Source organism: Roseomonas sp. WA12 (genome assembly GCF_054165765.1).
Window position 1 is genome coordinate 3,685,731 of the sequence record NZ_CM135108.1, and the last position, 18,323, is coordinate 3,704,053.

Here is an 18,323-nt window from a genome sequence, read left to right on the forward strand (position 1 = left end):
GGGGAAGGGGACGACGATGCCGGCACTGAACGAGCGGATGCTGCAGGATGCGTTGCCGCCAATCGAGGGCGAGCTGCGCGTGCCCGGGCTTTCCGCCCCCGTGGAGGTGCTGCGCGACACCCATGGCATTCCGCATCTCCGCGCCGCGACGGTGCCGGATGCCTGGTTCGCGCTGGGCTTCGTCCATGCGCAGGACCGGCTGTTCCAGATGGAGCTGACGCGTCGCCGCGCACTGGGCCGCGCGGCCGAATGGCTTGGCGCTCCTGCGGCGGAGGCGGACATCCTCGTCCGGCGCCTGGGGATGGAGGCGGCCTGCCGGCGCGACCATCAGGCGCTGGGCGAGGCGGCACGGGCGATGCTGGACTCCTATGCCGCGGGGGTGAACGCCTTCCTCACCTCCGGCGCGCCTGTTCCCATCGAGTACACGCTGCTGGACGCACAGCCGGAGCCCTGGGAGGGCTGGCACAGCATTGCGGTGATGCGGCGGCTCGGGTTGCTGATGGGTTCGGTGTGGTTCAAGCTCTGGCGTGCGGCAGCCCTTCCCGTCGTGGGCGCGGAACAGGTCGGAAAACTGCGCTACGACGATGGCGGCGAGGACCTGCTCTGCATTCCGCCCGGCGAGACGGCGGCGCGGCATGAGGCGGATCTGTCCGCACTCGCCCCCGCCATCCGCGCGCTGCTGGAATCGCTCGGCCTGCCCGGCGACGAGACTGGCGGCGGCAGCAACAACTGGGTGGTGGGGCCCTCGCGCAGCAGCACGGGGCGGCCCGTCCTCGCGGGCGATCCGCACCGCGTGTTCGAGATTCCGAACATGTACACCCAGCACCACGTCGCCTGCGATGCCTTCGACATGATCGGGCTGACCGTGCCGGGCGTGCCGGGCTTCCCGCATTTCGCGCAGAACGGCCGCGTGGCCTACTGCGTGACGCACGCCTTCATGGACATCCATGACCTCTTCCTCGAGCGCTTCGACGAGCGTGGCGCGCAGGTGATGCAGGCCGGCGAATGGGTGCCGGTGCGCCGGCGCGAGGAGAGCATCGCCGTGCGCGGCGGCGAGACGCGCCGCTTCGAGGTGCTGGAGACGCCGAACGGGCCGGTGATCGCGGGCGATGCGCGCGACGGCACCGCGCTGTCCCTGCGGTCCGTGCAGTTCGCCGAAACGGACCTCTCCTTCGACTGCCTGCCGCGCATGACGGGGGCGGAGAGCGTCGAGGGCCTGTTCGAGGCGACGCGCGGCTGGGGGCTGATCGACCACAACCTGGTCGCGGCCGATACGGCCGGGCATATCGGCCATCTCGTGCGCGCTCGCGTTCCGCGCCGCGGGCGCGACAGCGGCTGGCTTCCAATGCCGGGATGGACGGGCGAACACGCCTGGCAGAGTTGGATCCCGCATGACGACATGCCGCGCGCGATCGACCCGGCGGAGGGGCTGATCGTCACCGCCAACAACCGCGTGGTGGCGGACGACCATCCTGATTACCTCTGCACGGACTGCCACCCCCCCTATCGCGCGCAGCGTATCCTGGACCGGCTGCGGGACGGCCCCGGCTTCGGCCCGGAGGACGCGGATGCCATCCATGGCGACACGCTCTCCGTCAACGCGCTGCTGCTGCGGGAACGCCTGGGCGCCATGGCGCCGCCGGAGGGCGAGGCGGGCGCGCTACGAGCCCGCCTGCTGGTCTGGGACGGAAAGATGGAGGCCGGCGCCACCGCGCCGACGGAGTACATCGCGCTGCGGCGCGCGCTGACGCGGATCCTGGCCGAGCGCAGCGGGCTCCAGGGCGCGGGCACGCACCCCTGGCTGGCCGTGGCGCCCGGCGTGGCGCCGATGAACCAGCTCTGGTGGACGCTGCCGAACCTGCTGCGGCGGAACGACGCCTCGCTGCTGGCCGGGTGGAGCTGGGACGAGGCGATCGCGGCGGCGCTGCAGCAGGTGGCCGGCGCGCCCGCCGCGGCTTGGGGCGAGGCGCACCGCCCACGCTTCACGCACCCGCTCTCCGCCCTGTTCCCGGAAGCCGCCCCCCTGCTGGACCCGCCCGCCCTCCCGCTCGGAGGCGACGGCGACACGGTCATGGCGAACGGCCTCCTGGCCGCCTCGGGCCCGGCGGCGGCCTACGGGGCCCTGGCGCGCTACGTCTTCGATGTGGGGAACTGGGACAATAGCCGCTGGGCGGTGTTCCACGGCGTCTCGGGCCGGCCGGGCAGCCCCTACTACATGGACCAGCACGCCGAATGGGCCGAGGCACGCATGATGCCGATGCTCTATGGCTGGGACGCGGTGCGCCAGGCCGCCCGCCACGTCCAACGCCTGACGCCCTGAAGGCTCCCGCCAGACGGAGTGCACCCCGCTTCCTCGGGACGAACGCCAAGCGTGCGTCCTGGGCGATCAGGGCTCCGGGAGAAGGCGAAGCCTTCCCCGGAGCGAGCCGCCAATCGTCAGGCTGAAGCCGCCCGCAGCCGCTCCTCCATCGCCACGATCCCCGCCGCGTCCACATTGGCGAAGGCGATCCGCAGATGGGCCTCCTCCCCCTCGAAGGCGGGCCCGGGCAGGCACATCAGCCCATGCTCGGTGGCCAGCCGCTCCGCCACAGTCCAGGCCGAGGTCTCCCCGAACGGGTGCTTCACATAGGCGAAATAGGCCCCGAGCGACTGCAGTTCCCAGCCCGGCAGGCGGGAGAAGGCGGCGCGGACGGTTTCTGTCCTCTCCTGCATCTCCGCCCGCCTCTCAGCCCGCCAGTCTCCCAGCGCCCCGAGCCCCCAGGCCAGCGCGACCTGCCCGGCCCGCGCGGCGCAGATCTGCACGCAGTCCATCACCTTGCCGATCTCGGGCAGGATCGCCGCCGGGGCGCCCAGGGCGCCAAGTCGGTGCCCCGGAATCGCGAAGGACTTGGAGAAGCTGTAGAGTTGGATGACGCCCTCGGGCCAAGCATCGCCCGAGAGCAGGTCATGCGGCCGGTCCTGCCCGGCGGGCAGGAAGTCCCGGTAGGTCTCGTCCAGCACCAGCCAGATCCCTCGTTCCCGGCACAGGGCGTGGAAGCGGGCGATCACCTCGGGCGGATAGACAGCCCCGGTCGGGTTGTTGGGTGTGACGAGGACGATGGCCCGCACCCGGTCGTCGATCAGCGCCGCCGCCTCCTCCGGATCGGGCACGAAGCCCTGCTCGGCGTGGCAGGGCAGCGGGCGGGGTTCCACCCCCAGCATGTCCAGCACCATCCGGTGGTTGAAGTACCAGGGGGTGGGCAGCAGCACCGCGTCCCCGCGGCCGGCGAGGGCCATCATCGCCACGAAATAGGCCTGGTTGCAGCCGGCGGTGATCACCACCCGGGACGCGTCCGGCCGGCCGCCATACATGGCGGCGAGGTCGGCGGCATAGGCCTCCCGCAGCGCCACGTCGCCCATGATCGGGCCGTAAACCGCACAGGCGGGGTCGCCCGCCGCGCGGGAGAGGCGATCGAGCATACCCGGCGCCGGCGCATAGGACGGCACCGCCTGGCACATATTCAGCAGCGCCTTGCCCTGGCTGGTGTCGCGGGTGGCGGCGTAGCGGGCGCCCCAGGCCTGGATCTCCGGGATAGGCGGGCTGCCGGTGTCGAGGAGGAGGGGGTTCAGGGGCGGCATCACTATCCTGTCGGGGGGAAAGACGCACAACGCGCGTCAGTGCGCATGGTCCTGCAACAGTCAGCCGGAGAAATGACATCGGGCGGCGCCGGGGCTCAGACGCCCAGATGCTCCCGCACCCGGTCCCGGTCGGCCAGCAGCACCCCGGACGGACCGTCGAACACCACGCCCCGCCCCGCCAGCACCACCGCGCGCGGGCAGAGGCGGAGGGCGAGGGCGACGTTCTGCTCGGCCAGCAGCACCGTCAGCCCCTCCCTCGCCAGCCTGCCGACAGTCCCGAGGATGATCTCCTCCGCCATCATCGGCGCCAGCCCCTCGCTCGGCTCGTCCAGCACGAGGAGCCGGGGCTGGGTGAGCAGGGCGCGGCCGATGGCCAGCAACTGTCGCTCGCCGCCGCTGAGGGAGCTGCTGAAGGAGGTCCGCCGCTCCGCCAGCCCGGGAAAGAGCCCGAACACCCGCTCCAGCGTCCAGTCGCCCGGCCGCTTGCGCAGCGTCGCCAGCCGAAGATTCTCGGTTACCGTGAGATTGGGGAAGACGCCGCGCCCCTGCGGGACGAGCGCGACGCCGAGCCGCGCGATTTGGTGCGTGGGCCAGCCGGTCACGTCCTGCCCCATCACCCGCACCGTGCCGCCGACGCGCGGGCCCAGGTTGAACAGGGCGTTCACCAGCGTCGTTTTTCCCACCCCGTTGCGGCCGAGGATGGCCACCGCCTCGCGCGGCGCCACCTGCAGCCCGATTCCGCGCAGGATCTCCACAGCCCCGTAATGCGCCGAGACGCCGGAGAGGGAGACAAGCGGCTGGCCCTCAGGGGTGGGGGCGGCACTCATCGGTCGGCTAGGCCCCCCAGATAGGCGGCGCGGACGGAGGGATCGGCCCGCACGGCTTCCGGCGTGCCGATGCAGAGCATGCAGCCAAGATTCAGCACCGCGATCCGGTCGCAGGCCGCGAAGACGATCTCCACGTCATGCGCGATGAGGACGACCGAGGTGCGGGCGTCATGGTTCCGCACGATCTCCAGCACCCGGTCCGCCTCGCCGCGCGCCAGCCCCGCCGTCGGCTCGTCCAGCAGCAGCACGCGCGGCTCGAGCGCGAGGGAGATCAGCACGTCCACGATCCGCTGTTCGCCATAGGAGAGGTCGCTCATGCGCTCTCCGCCCCGGCGCGCCAGGCCGCTCTCGGCCACAAGCCGGTCCGCGCGCGCCTCCGCCTCTGCCTGGAACTGCCGCGCGCCGAACCAGCGCAGCCCATGCCCGGCCCGCTGGCGCGCGGCCATGGCGATGTTCTCGCGCACTGTCAGATCAGGGAACACCATAGCCTTCTGGAAGGTGCGCACCAGCCCGCGCGAGACGCGTTGGGCGGGCGAAAAATGGTCGATGGCCTCGCCCGCATAGCGCACGCTGCCGGCATCGGGGCGAAGGAAGCCGGTGATGACGTTGAACAGCGTCGTCTTGCCCGCGCCGTTCGGGCCGATCATCCCGAGCGTCTCGCCTTCCCGCAGCGCGAAGCTCACATCGTCCAGCGCCTGAAAGGCGGCGAAGCTCTTGCCGACGCCGGAGATCTCGAGCACCGCCGTCATGGCCGCTCCTCCCGCAGGAGCCCAGCGCGCCGGGCCAGGCCGCGAAGCCCGCTGGCGAGCCCGGTGGGCAGCAGCAGCACGGTGAGCACAAAGATCAGCCCGACGAAGAGCTGCCAGCGATCGGTGTAGGAGCTGAGATAGGTCTGGATGGTGAGGAGGACGGCGCTGCCGAGAAAGGCGCCCCAGAGCGAGCCGACGCCGCCGATCACCAGCATGATGATCATCGTGGCCGAGAGGGTCCAGTGCACGCTCTGCGGGCCGACATAAAGGTTCACGAAGGGAAGCAGCGAGCCCGCGGCGCCGGCGATGGCACCCGAGGCGAGCATGGCAAGGAAACGGATGCGCGGGATGCTGTAGCCCAGCGCGCTCATCCGGATCGGCTGCTCCCGCGTGCCGACCAGCGCGCGCCCCAGCGGGGCGGCGACAAAGGAACGGGCGAGACAGAGGGCGCCTATCGCCAGCGCGCCGGCGAGCAGAAAGAGCGAGCGCGCATCGCCCAGCAGCCAGGGGCCGAAAACGAGCGGGGGAAGGCCGCGCAGCCCGTCCGCGCCGCCCGTAACATCGCGCCACTGGAAGGCGATCTCCCAGACGATCTGCCCGAGCAGAAGGGTGAGGATGAGCAGGAACAGGCTGCTCGTGCGCACGATCACGGCGCCCATCACCGCCGCGACCGCCATGCCCGAGGCCGTGCCCACGGCCAGCATCAGGACGACATTGCCCCCGAGGTGCTGCGCCGTGATCGCGGCCGCATAGGCCGCCGCCCCGAAAAGCGCGGCATGGCCCAGCGAAACCAGCCCGCCAAAGCCGACCAGTAGATCGAGGCTCATCACGGCCGTGCCGAGGATGAGGATCTCGGCAAGGAAGCGCAGATGGAATTCCCCGGCCAGGAAGGCCACTGCGAGCATCGCCACCACTGCCAGCAGCAGCGGCACCGGCCACCAGAGAAGCATCAGCCGCCGGGAAGGCGGCGTGCGGGGGGCGGACATGCCCTCACACCTGCCGCAGCCGCGGGGCGACGAGCCCGTTGGGGCGAAGGAGCAGCAGCGCCGCCATGGCGGAGAAGGCCGCCACATTGGCGATCTCGGGGAACCACACCTTGCTGAAGGTGAGGGCGAAGCCGACGACCAGCGCGCTGGCCACCGTGCCGCGAAAGGTGCCAAGCCCGCCGACCACCACGGTGATGAGGGCGAGGATCAGCACCTCCTCGTCCAGCCCGGGATAGGCGGCCAACATCCCCGCGCCCAGCGCCCCACTGACGCCACCCAACCCCGCCGAGAGCACGAGCACGGCGGCGAGGACGCGGCGCGTGTCGATGCCCAGCGTCTCGACGATGCCGCGATCCACCACCGAGGCGCGCACCACCGCCCCCCAGAGCGTGCGGTCCAGCAGCACCCAGAGCAGCCCGGCCAGCACGAAGCCGGCGGCGATGATGAACAGGCGGTAGATCGGGAAGGGGATGTCGAGGATGAAGACAACGCCCTGCAGCACCTCCGGCAGTTCGGGCGTGAGGATCTGCGCGCCGAACCCCCAGCGCATGAGATCGGCGAAGATGACCGAGAGGCCGTAGGTCAGCAGCACCTGCATGAGATGCGTGCGCGCGTAGAAGCCGCGGAAAGGAAAGCGTTCCAGCAGCGCGCCGGCCAGCGCCGTGGCCAAGAAGGCCACGGGAAAGGCCAGCCACCAAGGCGCGCCCGAGCCGAACCAGAACACCGCGATGTAGCTGCCCAGCAGGTAGAAGGAGCCATGCGCCAGGTTAATGAAATTCATCAGGCTGAGCACGACGGAGAGGCCAAGCCCGGTCAGCAGCAGCAGCGCCGAGAAGGACAAGGCATTAAGGGCCTGGATGGCGGCATAGCCCATGGCGGCTCCCCTCGTCTCATTCCCCTGGCCCAGGGTCGCGCACCGCCTCATAGGTGTGCACGACGGTGTTGATCATCTTCCCGTCCGCACCGCGCCGCACCTCGTTCACATGGATGTCGAGCACGGCCTGGCCGTTGCGCGGATCGAAGGCGATGCGGCCGAAAGCGGTGTCCACCGGCTGGTCCAACAGTGCCTGGCGGGCCTTTTCCCAGTCGGAGAGGTCGCCGTTCATGCGCTCCAGCACGGCCTTGATGGTCTGGCCGCAGACATAGCCGTTGGTGCTGAACTCGCCCGGCAGCGGCTTGCCGTTCGCCATGTAGGCGCGGTTGAACGCGGCGCTGGCCGGGGCCATCGGCGACTGGTTGAAGGTGTTGACCGCGCCCAGCGCGGCATCGCCCACCACCGGCAGCACGTCCTCCTGGTCGAAGAAGGCGCCCGGGCCGACGAGCGGGATCCGCCCGGCCAAGCGGTACTCCTTCCATTGCCGCAGGAACCGCACCGCATCGCTGCCCGCGAAGAAGCCATAGACCATCTCTGGGCGCTCGGCGGCAATCGTGGTTAGCAGCGGCCCGAAATCGGCGCTGCCCAGCGGCGTCCAGAGCTGCCGGCCCAGCCGCCCGCCCATCTCCTGATAGACCCCCGCGAAATCGCCCACATACTCCCGGCCCGCCGCGTAATCCGAGGCAACGGTGAGAACCCGTGCCTTGGACACCCTCTCATAGGCCCAGCGCCCGGCCGTGCTGCCCAGCATCCAGTTCGTCTTGGTCGGGCGGACGATGAAGGGGCTGGCCGCCTTGCGGGCGAGATCGTTGGCGGAGCCGAGCAGGAAGGTCGGCATCCTCGCCTCGGTCACCACGTCGCGCATGGCCAGGGCGACGCCGGAGCTGATGACGCCGCAGACCACATCCACCTTGTCCTGCCCGATCAGCTTGCGCGTCTTGCGCACGCCCTCCTCGGGCCGCGCCGCATCATCCTCCACCAGGAACTCGACCGTGCGGCCCGCGATGCTGTTTCCGGATTGCGAGAGCAGGAGCTGCATCCCCGCGCGCATGCTCTCACCCAGCGCGGCGAAGGGGCCGGACAGCGAGGTGACCATGCCGATCCGCAACGGCCGCGCGCCCTGTGCTCGCGCGGTCCGGGCCAAGGGCAGGAGGGTCGTGGCGGCGCTGCCGGCCAACAGGTCTCGGCGGCGCAGGGGCAGGAGGTCGCGCATGGATGCTTCGTCCGTCGGGGAATCTGGGCGGTCTGGCGCCGCGCTAGCGGGAAGTCCTCGCCGGGCGCAAGAGGGGGCGGGCCGATCCCGGTCTCCGCCGCCCGCGAATGGGTGCTGGTCCGGTAGGCGGTCCCGGTTGGTTCCACAGGCCACAACGCAGCCCGGGCACCGGCTCCGGCTTGGTCATCACGGATAGGTGTCGCTGAGATCCTCGCGCCGTCGTCGCTTCGGGCAGGGGCGATCCGCCAGACGGCAATGGAACGCAAGTTCCCGCCCGACGCCCGACAGCAGGAACCGCCTCCTCGCACGCGGCAGAGACGGATCAGAGACGGAGCGGAGCAGGCGCGGCGCGCTGGACGGCGCGGCAGCCGCGGACAAGGGTGGCGGGCCATGAGTCATCCACCCCTCCTCCCCCGCCCCTGGGACCTCACCGGCCAGACCATTCTGGTGACCGGCGCCGCAGGCGGCATCGGTGCCGCAACCGCCAGGCTCTGCGCCGGCCTCGGCGCGCGCCTGCTGCTGACCGATGCGCGGGACACCACCGAGACCGAGGCCGCCATCCGCGATTCCGGAGGCACGGCCGCCTCCCGCATCGCGGATCTGAGCGACCGCGACGCCCTGGCAGCCCTGGGCGACTGGGCGGCGCCTGCGGATGGCGCCGTCATCGCCGCCGGCCTCTACGAGCCGCTGGACTGGACGGACCCGGAGTTTGACCGCGCGCTGGACGATGCGCTGGCCATCAACCTCGTCGCGCCCATCCGCCTCGCTCGCCGGCTCTGCACCGCCATGGCGGCGCGCGGCGCGGGGCGCCTCGTGATGCTCGGCTCGATCGCGGCCGCGACCGGCGGCTCCTTTCCCGGCGTCGGGCCGCATTACTCCGTCTCGAAAGGCGGGTTGCACACGCTGGTGCGCTGGCTCGCCGCGCGCCACGCGCCGCAGGGCGTTCTGGTGAACGGCGTGGCCCCGGGCGTGACCGCCACCCGCATGATGGACCGGCACGACATGGCCCCGGCCCTCGCACGCCATCCCATGGGCCGCATGGCAACGCCGGACGAGATCGCCTGGCCGATTGCCTTCCTTCTCTCCCCTGGGGCGAGCTTCGTCGCGGGCGCGATCCTTGACGTCAACGGCGGCAGCATGATGCGGCCCTGATCGCCGCATCCCCCCACCACGCCCCGGCACCGGGATACGACGGCCGGGGCCAGGCGGGTATGAAGGCCCTACCGCGCCGGCCAGCAAGGTCCGGAAATGAGAGCCCGGGAATGAGAGCCCGGGAATGAGAGATGGAGCACGAAACGGGATGAAGCCGGAACAGTATGACGTCCTGGTCGTCGGCGGTGGCGCGGCGGGCGTGGGTGCGGCGGTGGGCGCGGCGAAGACGGGCGCGCGCGTCGGCCTGATCGAGTCAGCCGGCTGCCTCGGCGGCGCGGGCACCATGCGCAATGTGCTCACCTATTGCGGCATCTACACCCTCGGGGAGTACCCGCAGCAGGCAGTGGCCGGCGTGGCTGAGGAGGTGATGGCCAAGCTGCGCCAGTGGGGTGCCATCACGCCGCCGCTACGCCATCGCGGCGTCTTCGTGGTCTTCGACCCCGAGGGCGCGAAGCGCGCGCTGGACGAGGTCTGCCGTGAGGCGGGAGTGGACGTCCTGCTGCACGCCTTCGTCAGCGCGGCGGACCGCAACGGCGATCGCGTGGAACGCATTCACTATGCCGACCATTCCGGCCTCCATGCACTGGAGGCGCGCGCCTTCGTGGATGCGACCGGCGACTGCGACCTGGCCTTTTTCGCCGGCGCCTCCACCCGCTACGGCAACAACGGCGCGGTTAACCTCGCCACGCTGGGCACGCGCTTCGGGGGCGTCGCGCCCGATGCGGAGGTCTCGGCGGAGGCCCTCACCGCCACCATCGAGGCCGCCAGGGCGCGCGGCGTGGCGCCGCTGAGCAAGACCCGCAGCGTGGTCACCCGCCTGCCCCTCTCCGGCGACGTCATCGCCTATCTGGCAAGCGAGGATTACGACGCGCGTGATGCCCGGAGCATGGCGCGTGCCGAGATGGACGGCCGCACCCAGGCCTGGACCTATCTCGAGGTGCTGCGCGCGCTGCCGGGCTGGGAGAGGGCGTATCTGGCCTCCACCGGCCCGGATTTCGGCACGCGGGAGAGCCGGCACATCGACAGCCAGGGGCAGCTCACCTGGCGGGACGTGACCGAGGGCGCGCGGTTCGAGGACTGCATCGCCCTCGGCGCCTGGGGCGTGGAGTGGCACGACCGCGCCACGCTGCAGAGCAGCTTCATGTACCCGCCGCGCAAGGACGAGAGGGGCGGCGGCACCTATGACATCCCACTGCGCTGCCTGATGAGCCTCGACACCCCCAACCTGTTCGCCGCCGGCCGGACGGCGGATGGGGACCGCGAGGCCGGCGCCTCGCTGCGCGTGATGGGCACGGCCTTCGCCACAGGCCAGGCCGCAGGCGTCGCCGCAGCACTGAAGGCGGGCCAGGGGTCAGGCCAGGGCGGGGTGGATGCCGCCGAGGTCCGCCGCATTCTCGCCGGACAGGGCGCGATCCTGGACCCCGCGCAGATGCCGGCGCCCGTCTCCCCATCCCGCCGGACACCCGTCGATGCGTAGGCCGTCCCGCCGCGCCCTGCTCGGCGCGCTGGCGCCAGTCGCCCCGGGGCTGCCCCATCCCGCACGGGCGCAGGATGGATGGCCCTCCGCCCGCCCCATCCGCCTCGTCGTTCCCTATTCCCCCGGCTCCGCACCCGACAATGTCGGGCGCCTCTATGCCGAGGGAATGCGCGCGCGGCTTGGCCAGTCGATCGTGGCGGAGAATCGATCGGGTGGCGCCGGCATGATCGGTACGGAGGCCGGGGCCCGCGCCGCCCCCGATGGCTACACCCTGCTCGTCTCGATCAACGGCCCGATCTCCGTGAACCGGCACCTCTATGACCGGATGAACTACGACGCCGAGCGCGACCTCTGCCCCGTCGCGATGCTCGCCATCTCTCCTTTGGTGATGGTGGTCAGCCCGCGGCTCGGCCCGGATCTCAGCGCCTTCCTCTCGGCCGCCCGGGCGCAGAGCGGCCTGTCCTATGCCTCCACCGGTATCGGCTCCGCCTCTCACCTGCTGTTCGAGGCACTGAAGATCCGCACGGGCATCGACCTCGAGCACATCCCCTATCGCGGCACGCCGGAAGCGCTGGCCGATCTACTCAGCGGCCGCGTGGCGGCGATGATCGCGCTGCCCGGCCAGATGCAGGCCCATCTTCGCGAGGGCACGCTGGTTCCCCTGATGCAGACCGGTGAGCAGCGGATTCCCATCCTTCCGAAGGTTCCCACCGCGGCGGAGGCCGGCCTGGCGGGGATCGTCGGTAGCGGCTGGATGGGGCTTTTTGCCCCCCGTGGCACCCCCGAACCCATCATTGCCCGCCTCGCCGAGGCAGCCCGGGAAACGGCCCGGGAGGCGCGCGTCTCGGAAACCCTGGCCATGCAGGGCTATGCCGCCGGCGGCATGACACCCGACGAGATGGCCGCCTTCGTCCGCGCCGAGAGCACCTACTGGGGCGAGATTATCCGCCAGCTCGGACTGAAGATGGACTAGCCGCCACTCGTCCAGGGAGAACCGGCGGAGCGGCGCCGTTCCATCCCAACCAACACGCCCAGCAAATGCTCCGGAACCCTATCAGGAACATCTTCGCAACGACCCGCTGGCTGTGGCAGCCTTGGTGCGCCTGCACTGAGGAAACGCCCCATGCGCGTCACCATCCCGCTCGTCCTGCCGCTGCTGCTGGCCCTGCTCTCGGCCATTGACCCAGCAGCCGCGCAGAACCGACGGCCGCAGCCTGCCGCGCCGGCAGCTCCCGCCTTCGTTCCCGGCGAGATCCCCGCACAGGATGCCGCCGGCGCGCGGGACGCTGCCGTCCTGCCGCGCTACGCCGGCGCGATCCTGCTCGAAGCCAAGTCCACCGCCTTCGACGAGATGGTCTTCCCCAATGCCCGGCTTGAGCGCCAGCCGGAGCGCGACCTGCGCAACAACGTCTCCTACATGTCCCCCGACCCGTTGCGGGTGGAGGGGCGCCACACGCGGCTGGTCTATGTGCTGCCCGCCGGCCGCTCCTCGCTGGAGGTCATCCGCGGCTACCAGCAGGCGGTGCGAGAGGGCGGTGGCAGCATCACCTGGGAATGCGCCGAGACGGCCTGCGGGGGCAGCCCTTCCACCGCCCTCGCCTCGGGCGGGTCCGAGGCGGGCCTGCTCCAGCGCCTCTACCCCCAGGTGGAGATGCCCAGCCGGCCCGGAAACCCCGTGTTCTGCGCGCTGAACATCGTGCGGTCCGGCCAGCGCTACGCGCTGATGCAGCTGGGCAACAACGGCGGCACGGCGGCCGTGATGGCCTTCACCGTGGCCGACGCCTCCTACATCGCCGGCGACTGCAAGCCCTGGATCGGCCGCGTGGTAGCCCTGGTGAACGTGGTGGAGACCGCGCCGCGCGAGCAGCGCATGGAGACGGTGGGCGCGCAGGCCCTGGGCCAGGGCCTTGCGCGCGACGGCAGGGTGGCGCTTTACGCCGTGCTGTTCGACACCGGCCGGGCCGAGGTGAAGCCCGAAAGCCAGCCGCAGCTGGCCGAGATCGTCACCTTCCTGCGGGCCAACCCCGCGATGAAGGTCCTGGTGGTGGGCCATACTGACAACCAGGGCACGCTCGACCTCAACATCGACCTGTCGCGCCGGCGCGCCCAGGCGGTCACTGCGGCACTGACGGGCCAGGGCATCCCGGCCGCGCGCCTCGCAGCCCAGGGCGTCGGCATGGCGGCGCCGCTGGCCACGAACGACACGGAGGAGGGGCGCAGCCGCAACCGCCGGGTGGAGCTGGTGCAGCAATAAGCCTTCCGCCACACCGCGCCGGGCCCGCGAAACCCACCGGCCTCGCCAGTTGGCACGGCCTCCTCTAGATTGGGGGTCGTAGCTCACGGAGAAACGCGCATGGCGACGATGACCTATACTGTCGTGCAGAGCGGCGACGAGTGGGTGATCCATTCCGGCCAGGATGCCTATACCGGCTACAAGTCCGAAGCCGGCGCGACCAAGGCCGCGATCGCCGTCGCGTCCAAGCTCGGGCGCAATGGCCATGAGACCTTCGTCGTCATCCAGGCGGCCGACGGCACGACAAAATCCGTCTTCGCCTCCGATCCCGAGCCGCCGACCGTCGACAGCATGATGAACGCCGCCCGCTAGGGGCACCTTCCCGCACACCCTTCTCCACCCCGGTCCCGCGGCACCCGCCCGGGGAACGGCGGCGAACCTCCAGCGTTCCGACGGGAATGCCGAGGAGGATCGACCCATGCGAGCCCTGTTCTGCCTGACCCTGGCCGCCGCGCTGGCGCTTCCGTCTGTCTCCCGGGCGGAAACGCTGCGCGACGAGGCTTCAGGACTGCAGATCACCGCACCTGATGGCTACGCGGCCCGGGCGATCGCACCGGGCCGCGGCCAGACCGCCCGCTTCGAGGTGAAGACCCCCGCCGACAAGGACACAGGCTGCCAGGTGGCCTTCGCGCCGGCCCCGCAGAACAACCGCCTTTCCCAGGCCGAGATCGACGCGCTCATGCGCGGCGAGACCTGGCGGGAGGCGGCCCGCTCCGCCCTGTCCGGCGTCTATGACCTGGCCGAGACCTTCCCACTGCCGCCCGGCAAGCGTGAGGGCTTTGTGATGATTGGCGATTTCAAGGATCGGCCGGGCATGCCGCCCCGGGCGCGCGACATTCGGACCCTGTTCGTCATCCAGGAAACCCCTCGGGGAAGAACCTCCACGGTCTGCGTCGGCGAGCGCGCCGGGTTCGAGGGACGGCGCGCCGAGTTCATCGCCCTGGCCGAGGGCAACATCCCCCCTTGAGCGGCCCCGGCCGGCCACGGCCGGCGCCCCGCGCCGCGCGAGTTGATCGCCGGCCGCGTGCCCTCCGGCGCGGCCTCCGCTATCCCGGTGCGGCACCACGGAGGGACCGCCATGCCGCCTCGCCCTGCCGCCATCCTGCTGGCCACCATGCTGCTGGTCGGCATGTCCCTTCCCGCCCGCGCCGCCCCGGAGTTCCGCTTCGAGGGCACAGCCTTCGAGCCACCCCCCGGCTGGACGGCCAACCCCAACGCCCGCCCCGGCATCTGGCAGGTTCAGCGCCGGTTCGAGGACGGCCGGGACCGCGGTGCCGCATCCATCCAGCTCGCCCGGCCCATTCCAGCCGCGGCGGGAGAGTTCGACGCGGTGTTCGGCCGCCTCGCGGGGAGCGTGCAGGGCCTGGAGGACAAGCGGCCGACCGCCCGGGGCGAGGGCGTGACGGCGGCCGGCCACCGCATCCGCTACGACACACGCTGCTGCGCCCGGCGCAACGACGTCTCGGTGGGGACGGAGACGGTCGGGATCAGCGACGGGCGGCGGCACGCCATTCTCATGCTCGTCACCATGGGCTTGCGCCGGGATGCCGCACGCCAGGCGCGGGCGGATTTCGACGCGCTGGTCCGCTCCTTCCGCCTCAACGAGGCCGATAGTCCCACCGCATTCGCCCCGCCCGAGGGCGCGGGTGGCCTGGAAGGCAGCTTCACCCATCTCCACACGGGTCTCACGCCCAATGTGTTCGGCGGTATCGACTTCCAGTCCGAGAACCGGATCATGGTGTTCGACCGCGGCGGCCTCTACAGCCGCGTGGTTCCGGCGGGCGATGGCGGCGTTCCCGCGCATTGCCGCGACAAGCCAGCGGATTGCGGCACCTACCGGCTTCTCGGCGGTGGCATGCTGCGCGGCGCGGACCGTATCGAGCTGCGCGAGATGACCGGCCGCTACGGCCTGATCGAGGTGGCGGAGAAGCCCTTCGCGCGCGAGGGCGAGAACCTGCGCATTGACGATGCGGTGCATCGCCGCCTCGCCCCCCTGCCGCGTGGCACGGTGTTCAACGGAACCTGGCGCTACTTCTTTGCCTCCTCCGGCAGCAGCGCCGCCGGTTCGGGCAGCGTCGCGGTGGAGCGGGTGCTGACGCTGACGCGGGACGGGCGGTTTCGCCGCACCGGCTTCAGCGGCGCGTCCTCGACGGTGGAGACGGGCGGCGGCCGCACCGGCGTCACGACGGGCCGGGACCGCCCGGCCGAGAGCGGGCGCTACGAGGCGGAAGGCTACCGGCTGGTCCTGGTGGGCGATGACGGCCGGCGCGAGACCTTCAGCCTTATTCTGCCCGATGCCAGCGGCGACGCGCTGCTGGTGATCGATGGTGACAACTATCTGAGGCGGGACCGGAAGTGATGGACGGGTTGGAAGACCGGCGGACGACGCAGCCGCGCGGATTGGGTGGACGCCTTCGGACCATCGGCGCGGTCATCGCGGTTCTGGCCGGGATGCCGGCCTCGGCCCATGCCGGCTGCGTCTGGTCCGACCTCGTCCGCGATGAGGCCCGTGCCGCTTCCGTCCTTCCCGGCGCGCCGAGAACCCATTTTATCCAGGACGAGGTTTTCGTGCGCGGCTGCCCGAATGACAGCGCGGCCTGCCGGGCCCGGGCCTTTCTGGTGCCCGGCGATGTCGTGCTGACAGGCCCGACGCAGGGCGCCTTTGTCTGCGCGGGCTTCGCGGGCGCGAAGGGGGCCGCCACCATCGGCTGGCTTCCCGCAGCCGCGCTGGCACCCCTGCCGGAGGCGGAGCAGTCGCCCGCCGACTGGGCCGGGCACTGGGCGGCGCCGGAGCAGGACATCACGATCCGCCCCGCCCGCGACGGCCGGTTGACGGTGAAGGGTGACGCGACCTGGGGCATGGGCAATCCGGAGCGCCTGCGCCGGGGTGGCGTCCATATCGGCGAGATGGCCGGCGAGGCGCGGCCGGAGGGCGGCGTGCTGGCCTTCACCATGGGGCCCGACGGCGCCACCCTGCCCTACGCCACCGGCGATGAGTTTGACTGCCGTATCCGGATGCTGCGGCGCGGTCCGTATCTGGTGGTGCGCGACAACAATGGCTGTGGCGGCATGAACGTCACCTTCTCGGGCTTCTACCGCCGAACCCGGTGAGAGGGCCCGGCCCCGGATCACGGCCCGGGTGCCGTCGCCCGGTCACCCGGCGCGACCGCGGCGGGCGTCACGGGCGCGCCTGCATCCCCGTCCGGCACCAGGCCGAGATAGTCGCGCCAGAAGGCGGTGGAACTGTGCCGGGGGAAGGCATCGCGCCAGCGCTGCGACACCGCAGACCCATCCCGGCGCAGGCGCAGCAGCGCGGGAATCGCGTCGCGCAGGAGCGCGCGGAAGACCTCGCGCGAGCGGCGAAAGACCGGAAGCTTGCGATCCCAGAAGGTCTCGATGGCCAGGCAGTCCGCGCGGCCCAGCCGGGTCCAGACGAAGGACTCGTGGGGAAGCCGGTGCGGCGCCGCGTGCGGGACCGTGGGACGGATCGCGTTCTCCAGGACGTTGCGGGCAAGGGCAATCAACCCGCGCCGCGGCCCCTTGGGCTCGGGGCGTGTAGGTTGCTCCGGCAGCGCCACGCCGCGCGCCACGGCTTCCGCCGGATAGCGCTCCCGGATGGAGGCGAGGCCGGCATGAAGCGGCAGCGGGTCGCCCTCCAGGATCTCGGGCCCGCGCAGGAAATCCACGATCGCCTGCAGGATCAGGGCCGAGCTGTAGTAGCGGAAGGTGAGCATGTGAAAGAAAAAGTGGTGCATCATGCGGGACGCCATGCCGCGCCCGTCCACGCCGAAATGCAGCGCCGCGGCCACCAGCATGTTCCGTGTCTCGTAGTAGAGCTGCCAGCCGCCCATCTTCAGGTAGAAGGGCTCGTGCCACACGGCGATGCCGGGCATGGTGACGGTGTGGATGCCGCGGAAATACAGGCGCATCCCGAATTCCAGGTCATCGCCCCGGATGAAGCAGGGCAGCGGCATTCCCTCCCGCTCCACCAGGGTGAGCGGGACGCCCAGGCACCACCACCCGTTGTAGTGAATGGCCTGCGGAGCGAGCATCTCCGTCAGCTTCTCGGGCCTGCCCGCATCCAGCCGGTGATGCTGCGGGTTGAAGGACCAGTTCTCCGGCCGCAGCAGCGCCCCGCCTTCATAGACCTGGGTCGGCTGCACCATGTCGAGCATTTGGCCGCCGACAGGGAAGTCCTCCGTCGCCAGCGCGAAGAAGGAGGCCATGCGCAGCAGGCTGTCCGGCTCGATCCGGATGTCATCGTCCAGCAGCACGGCATGGGTGGCGGCCGGATCGTCAATGGCGGCGAGGAGACCGCGCCCGAAGCCGCCGGCCCCGCCGAAATTCGCCTGCTCGATAATGCGCAGCTTGTCCGCGTGCCGCGCGAGGATAGGCGCGATGGCAGGATGCGCCGCCAGGCCCGGGCGGCCCTGGTTCACCACATGAATGCGCGCGAGGCGGGAGAGCACCGCCGCATCCCCGGTGATGGACAGAAGAACGGCCGCGATGTCCGTCTCGCGGTTGAAGGTGCAGAAAACCGGGGCCAGGCCGACAGGACGGGCGGAGGCGGCCTCGGTAACCCAGGCCCCGCCCAGCACGCGCATGGGTTCCAGCGCCTCGATCTCGAAGACGACCATCCCGTGCTGGCGGAAGTTGAGGGTCTCCCTGGGGATGGGCACCAGCACCGGCCCGGCCCCGTCCAGCCGCCGCTCGATCACCAGCCGCTCGCCCATGGCGGTGCGGCGCCGGACCCGGAGCGTGCAGGCACCCCGAAGATCCAGCCGCAGGGAGAGCGCGCCGAGGCCGGTGTGGAGCCGCCAGTTCTGCTCGTAAAAGGCGTTGAAATAGGTGTCGAAGCCGAGCACCGCGCCGGGCGGTACCTGCAGCAGCCCTTCCTCGGTGTCCGCCTCCACCGCCCGATCCGCCTGCCGAAGCGTCCAGTAAAGCGGCCTGACCGCAAGTGGCCGGTCCAGCAGGAGGCCCTGCAGAACGAGCCCGGCCTTCCGCGGCTCGTCAGCCCCGTCCTGATACAGCCGGCCCGCAACGAGCAGATTGTCCGGGGCGTCCTGGTGGTCTTGCGGCAAGGGGGCTCCTGAGGCTGGGGCGTCTGACCGCCGCTGTCCAGGATCGGGAT

The 18,323-nt window shown here is 71.2% G+C and carries 16 protein-coding genes; 9 read left to right on the forward strand and 7 right to left on the reverse strand.

Annotated features, from left to right (window positions below):
* Positions 1-16: 16 nt before the first annotated feature.
* On the forward strand, positions 17-2,320 hold the full coding sequence (locus ACVBD7_RS17575) for a penicillin acylase family protein (protein WP_458094530.1): 2,304 nt from the start codon (positions 17-19) through the stop codon (positions 2,318-2,320).
* A 116-nt stretch (positions 2,321-2,436) separates the two neighbouring features.
* On the opposite strand, the gene ACVBD7_RS17580 is transcribed toward ACVBD7_RS17575, so the two are convergent.
* From ACVBD7_RS17580 to ACVBD7_RS17605, 6 genes are all read right to left on the reverse strand, one after another.
* A complete protein-coding gene (locus ACVBD7_RS17580) occupies positions 2,437-3,618 on the reverse strand; it encodes an aminotransferase (RefSeq protein ID WP_458094531.1) in 1,182 nt (393 codons plus the stop codon).
* Between the two features lie 95 nt (positions 3,619-3,713).
* Positions 3,714-4,445, reverse strand: coding sequence for an ABC transporter ATP-binding protein (locus tag ACVBD7_RS17585; protein ID WP_458094532.1), 732 nt, complete (start codon positions 4,443-4,445; stop codon positions 3,714-3,716).
* Positions 4,442-5,194 (reverse strand): ABC transporter ATP-binding protein, encoded by a 753-nt coding sequence (locus ACVBD7_RS17590; RefSeq protein ID WP_458094533.1) that lies wholly within the window; start codon positions 5,192-5,194, stop codon positions 4,442-4,444. Before ACVBD7_RS17590 ends, ACVBD7_RS17585 begins: the two co-directional genes overlap by 4 nt.
* Complete coding sequence (locus ACVBD7_RS17595) at positions 5,191-6,180, reverse strand: branched-chain amino acid ABC transporter permease (RefSeq protein WP_458094534.1); 990 nt, start codon at positions 6,178-6,180, stop codon at positions 5,191-5,193. Before ACVBD7_RS17595 ends, ACVBD7_RS17590 begins: the two co-directional genes overlap by 4 nt.
* Before the next feature lie 4 nt (positions 6,181-6,184).
* A complete protein-coding gene (locus ACVBD7_RS17600; protein WP_458094535.1) occupies positions 6,185-7,054 on the reverse strand; it encodes a branched-chain amino acid ABC transporter permease in 870 nt (289 codons plus the stop codon).
* A gap of 16 nt (positions 7,055-7,070) precedes the next feature.
* Positions 7,071-8,267 (reverse strand): ABC transporter substrate-binding protein, encoded by a 1,197-nt coding sequence (locus tag ACVBD7_RS17605; RefSeq protein WP_458094536.1) that lies wholly within the window; start codon positions 8,265-8,267, stop codon positions 7,071-7,073.
* 390 nt (positions 8,268-8,657) lie between these two features.
* On the opposite strand from ACVBD7_RS17605, the gene ACVBD7_RS17610 reads away from it, so the two are divergent.
* The 8 genes from ACVBD7_RS17610 to ACVBD7_RS17645 all read left to right on the forward strand — a co-directional run bounded on the left by ACVBD7_RS17610 (position 8,658) and on the right by ACVBD7_RS17645 (position 16,300).
* A complete protein-coding gene (locus ACVBD7_RS17610; RefSeq protein ID WP_458094537.1) occupies positions 8,658-9,419 on the forward strand; it encodes an SDR family NAD(P)-dependent oxidoreductase in 762 nt (253 codons plus the stop codon).
* Positions 9,420-9,567: 148 nt separating this feature from the next.
* Positions 9,568-10,896 (forward strand): FAD-dependent oxidoreductase, encoded by a 1,329-nt coding sequence (locus ACVBD7_RS17615; protein WP_458094538.1) that lies wholly within the window; start codon positions 9,568-9,570, stop codon positions 10,894-10,896.
* Complete coding sequence (locus tag ACVBD7_RS17620; RefSeq protein WP_458094539.1) at positions 10,889-11,869, forward strand: Bug family tripartite tricarboxylate transporter substrate binding protein; 981 nt, start codon at positions 10,889-10,891, stop codon at positions 11,867-11,869. The genes ACVBD7_RS17615 and ACVBD7_RS17620 overlap by 8 nt, the downstream gene beginning before the upstream one ends.
* A 150-nt stretch (positions 11,870-12,019) precedes the next feature.
* Positions 12,020-13,150 carry a DUF4892 domain-containing protein gene (locus ACVBD7_RS17625; protein WP_458094540.1) on the forward strand — a complete coding sequence of 377 codons (1,131 nt, stop codon included), beginning with the start codon at positions 12,020-12,022 and terminating at the stop codon, positions 13,148-13,150.
* Between the two features lie 99 nt (positions 13,151-13,249).
* Positions 13,250-13,501 carry a hypothetical protein gene (locus ACVBD7_RS17630; protein ID WP_458094541.1) on the forward strand — a complete coding sequence of 84 codons (252 nt, stop codon included), beginning with the start codon at positions 13,250-13,252 and terminating at the stop codon, positions 13,499-13,501.
* A 106-nt stretch (positions 13,502-13,607) separates the two neighbouring features.
* The gene (locus ACVBD7_RS17635) at positions 13,608-14,156 is read left to right on the forward strand and encodes a hypothetical protein (protein ID WP_458094542.1); all 549 of its coding nucleotides are present in this window, start codon (positions 13,608-13,610) and stop codon (positions 14,154-14,156) included.
* A 111-nt stretch (positions 14,157-14,267) separates the two neighbouring features.
* On the forward strand, positions 14,268-15,548 hold the full coding sequence (locus ACVBD7_RS17640; protein WP_458094543.1) for a hypothetical protein: 1,281 nt from the start codon (positions 14,268-14,270) through the stop codon (positions 15,546-15,548).
* Positions 15,548-16,300, forward strand: a complete 753-nt coding sequence (locus ACVBD7_RS17645; RefSeq protein ID WP_458094544.1) for a hypothetical protein — start codon at positions 15,548-15,550, stop codon at positions 16,298-16,300. The genes ACVBD7_RS17640 and ACVBD7_RS17645 overlap by 1 nt, the downstream gene beginning before the upstream one ends.
* Positions 16,301-16,317: 17 nt before the next feature.
* Here the strand turns inward: ACVBD7_RS17645 and ACVBD7_RS17650 are convergent, their stop codons facing one another.
* Positions 16,318-18,273, reverse strand: a complete 1,956-nt coding sequence (locus ACVBD7_RS17650) for a glycosyltransferase (RefSeq protein ID WP_458094545.1) — start codon at positions 18,271-18,273, stop codon at positions 16,318-16,320.
* Positions 18,274-18,323: the final 50 nt, after the last annotated feature.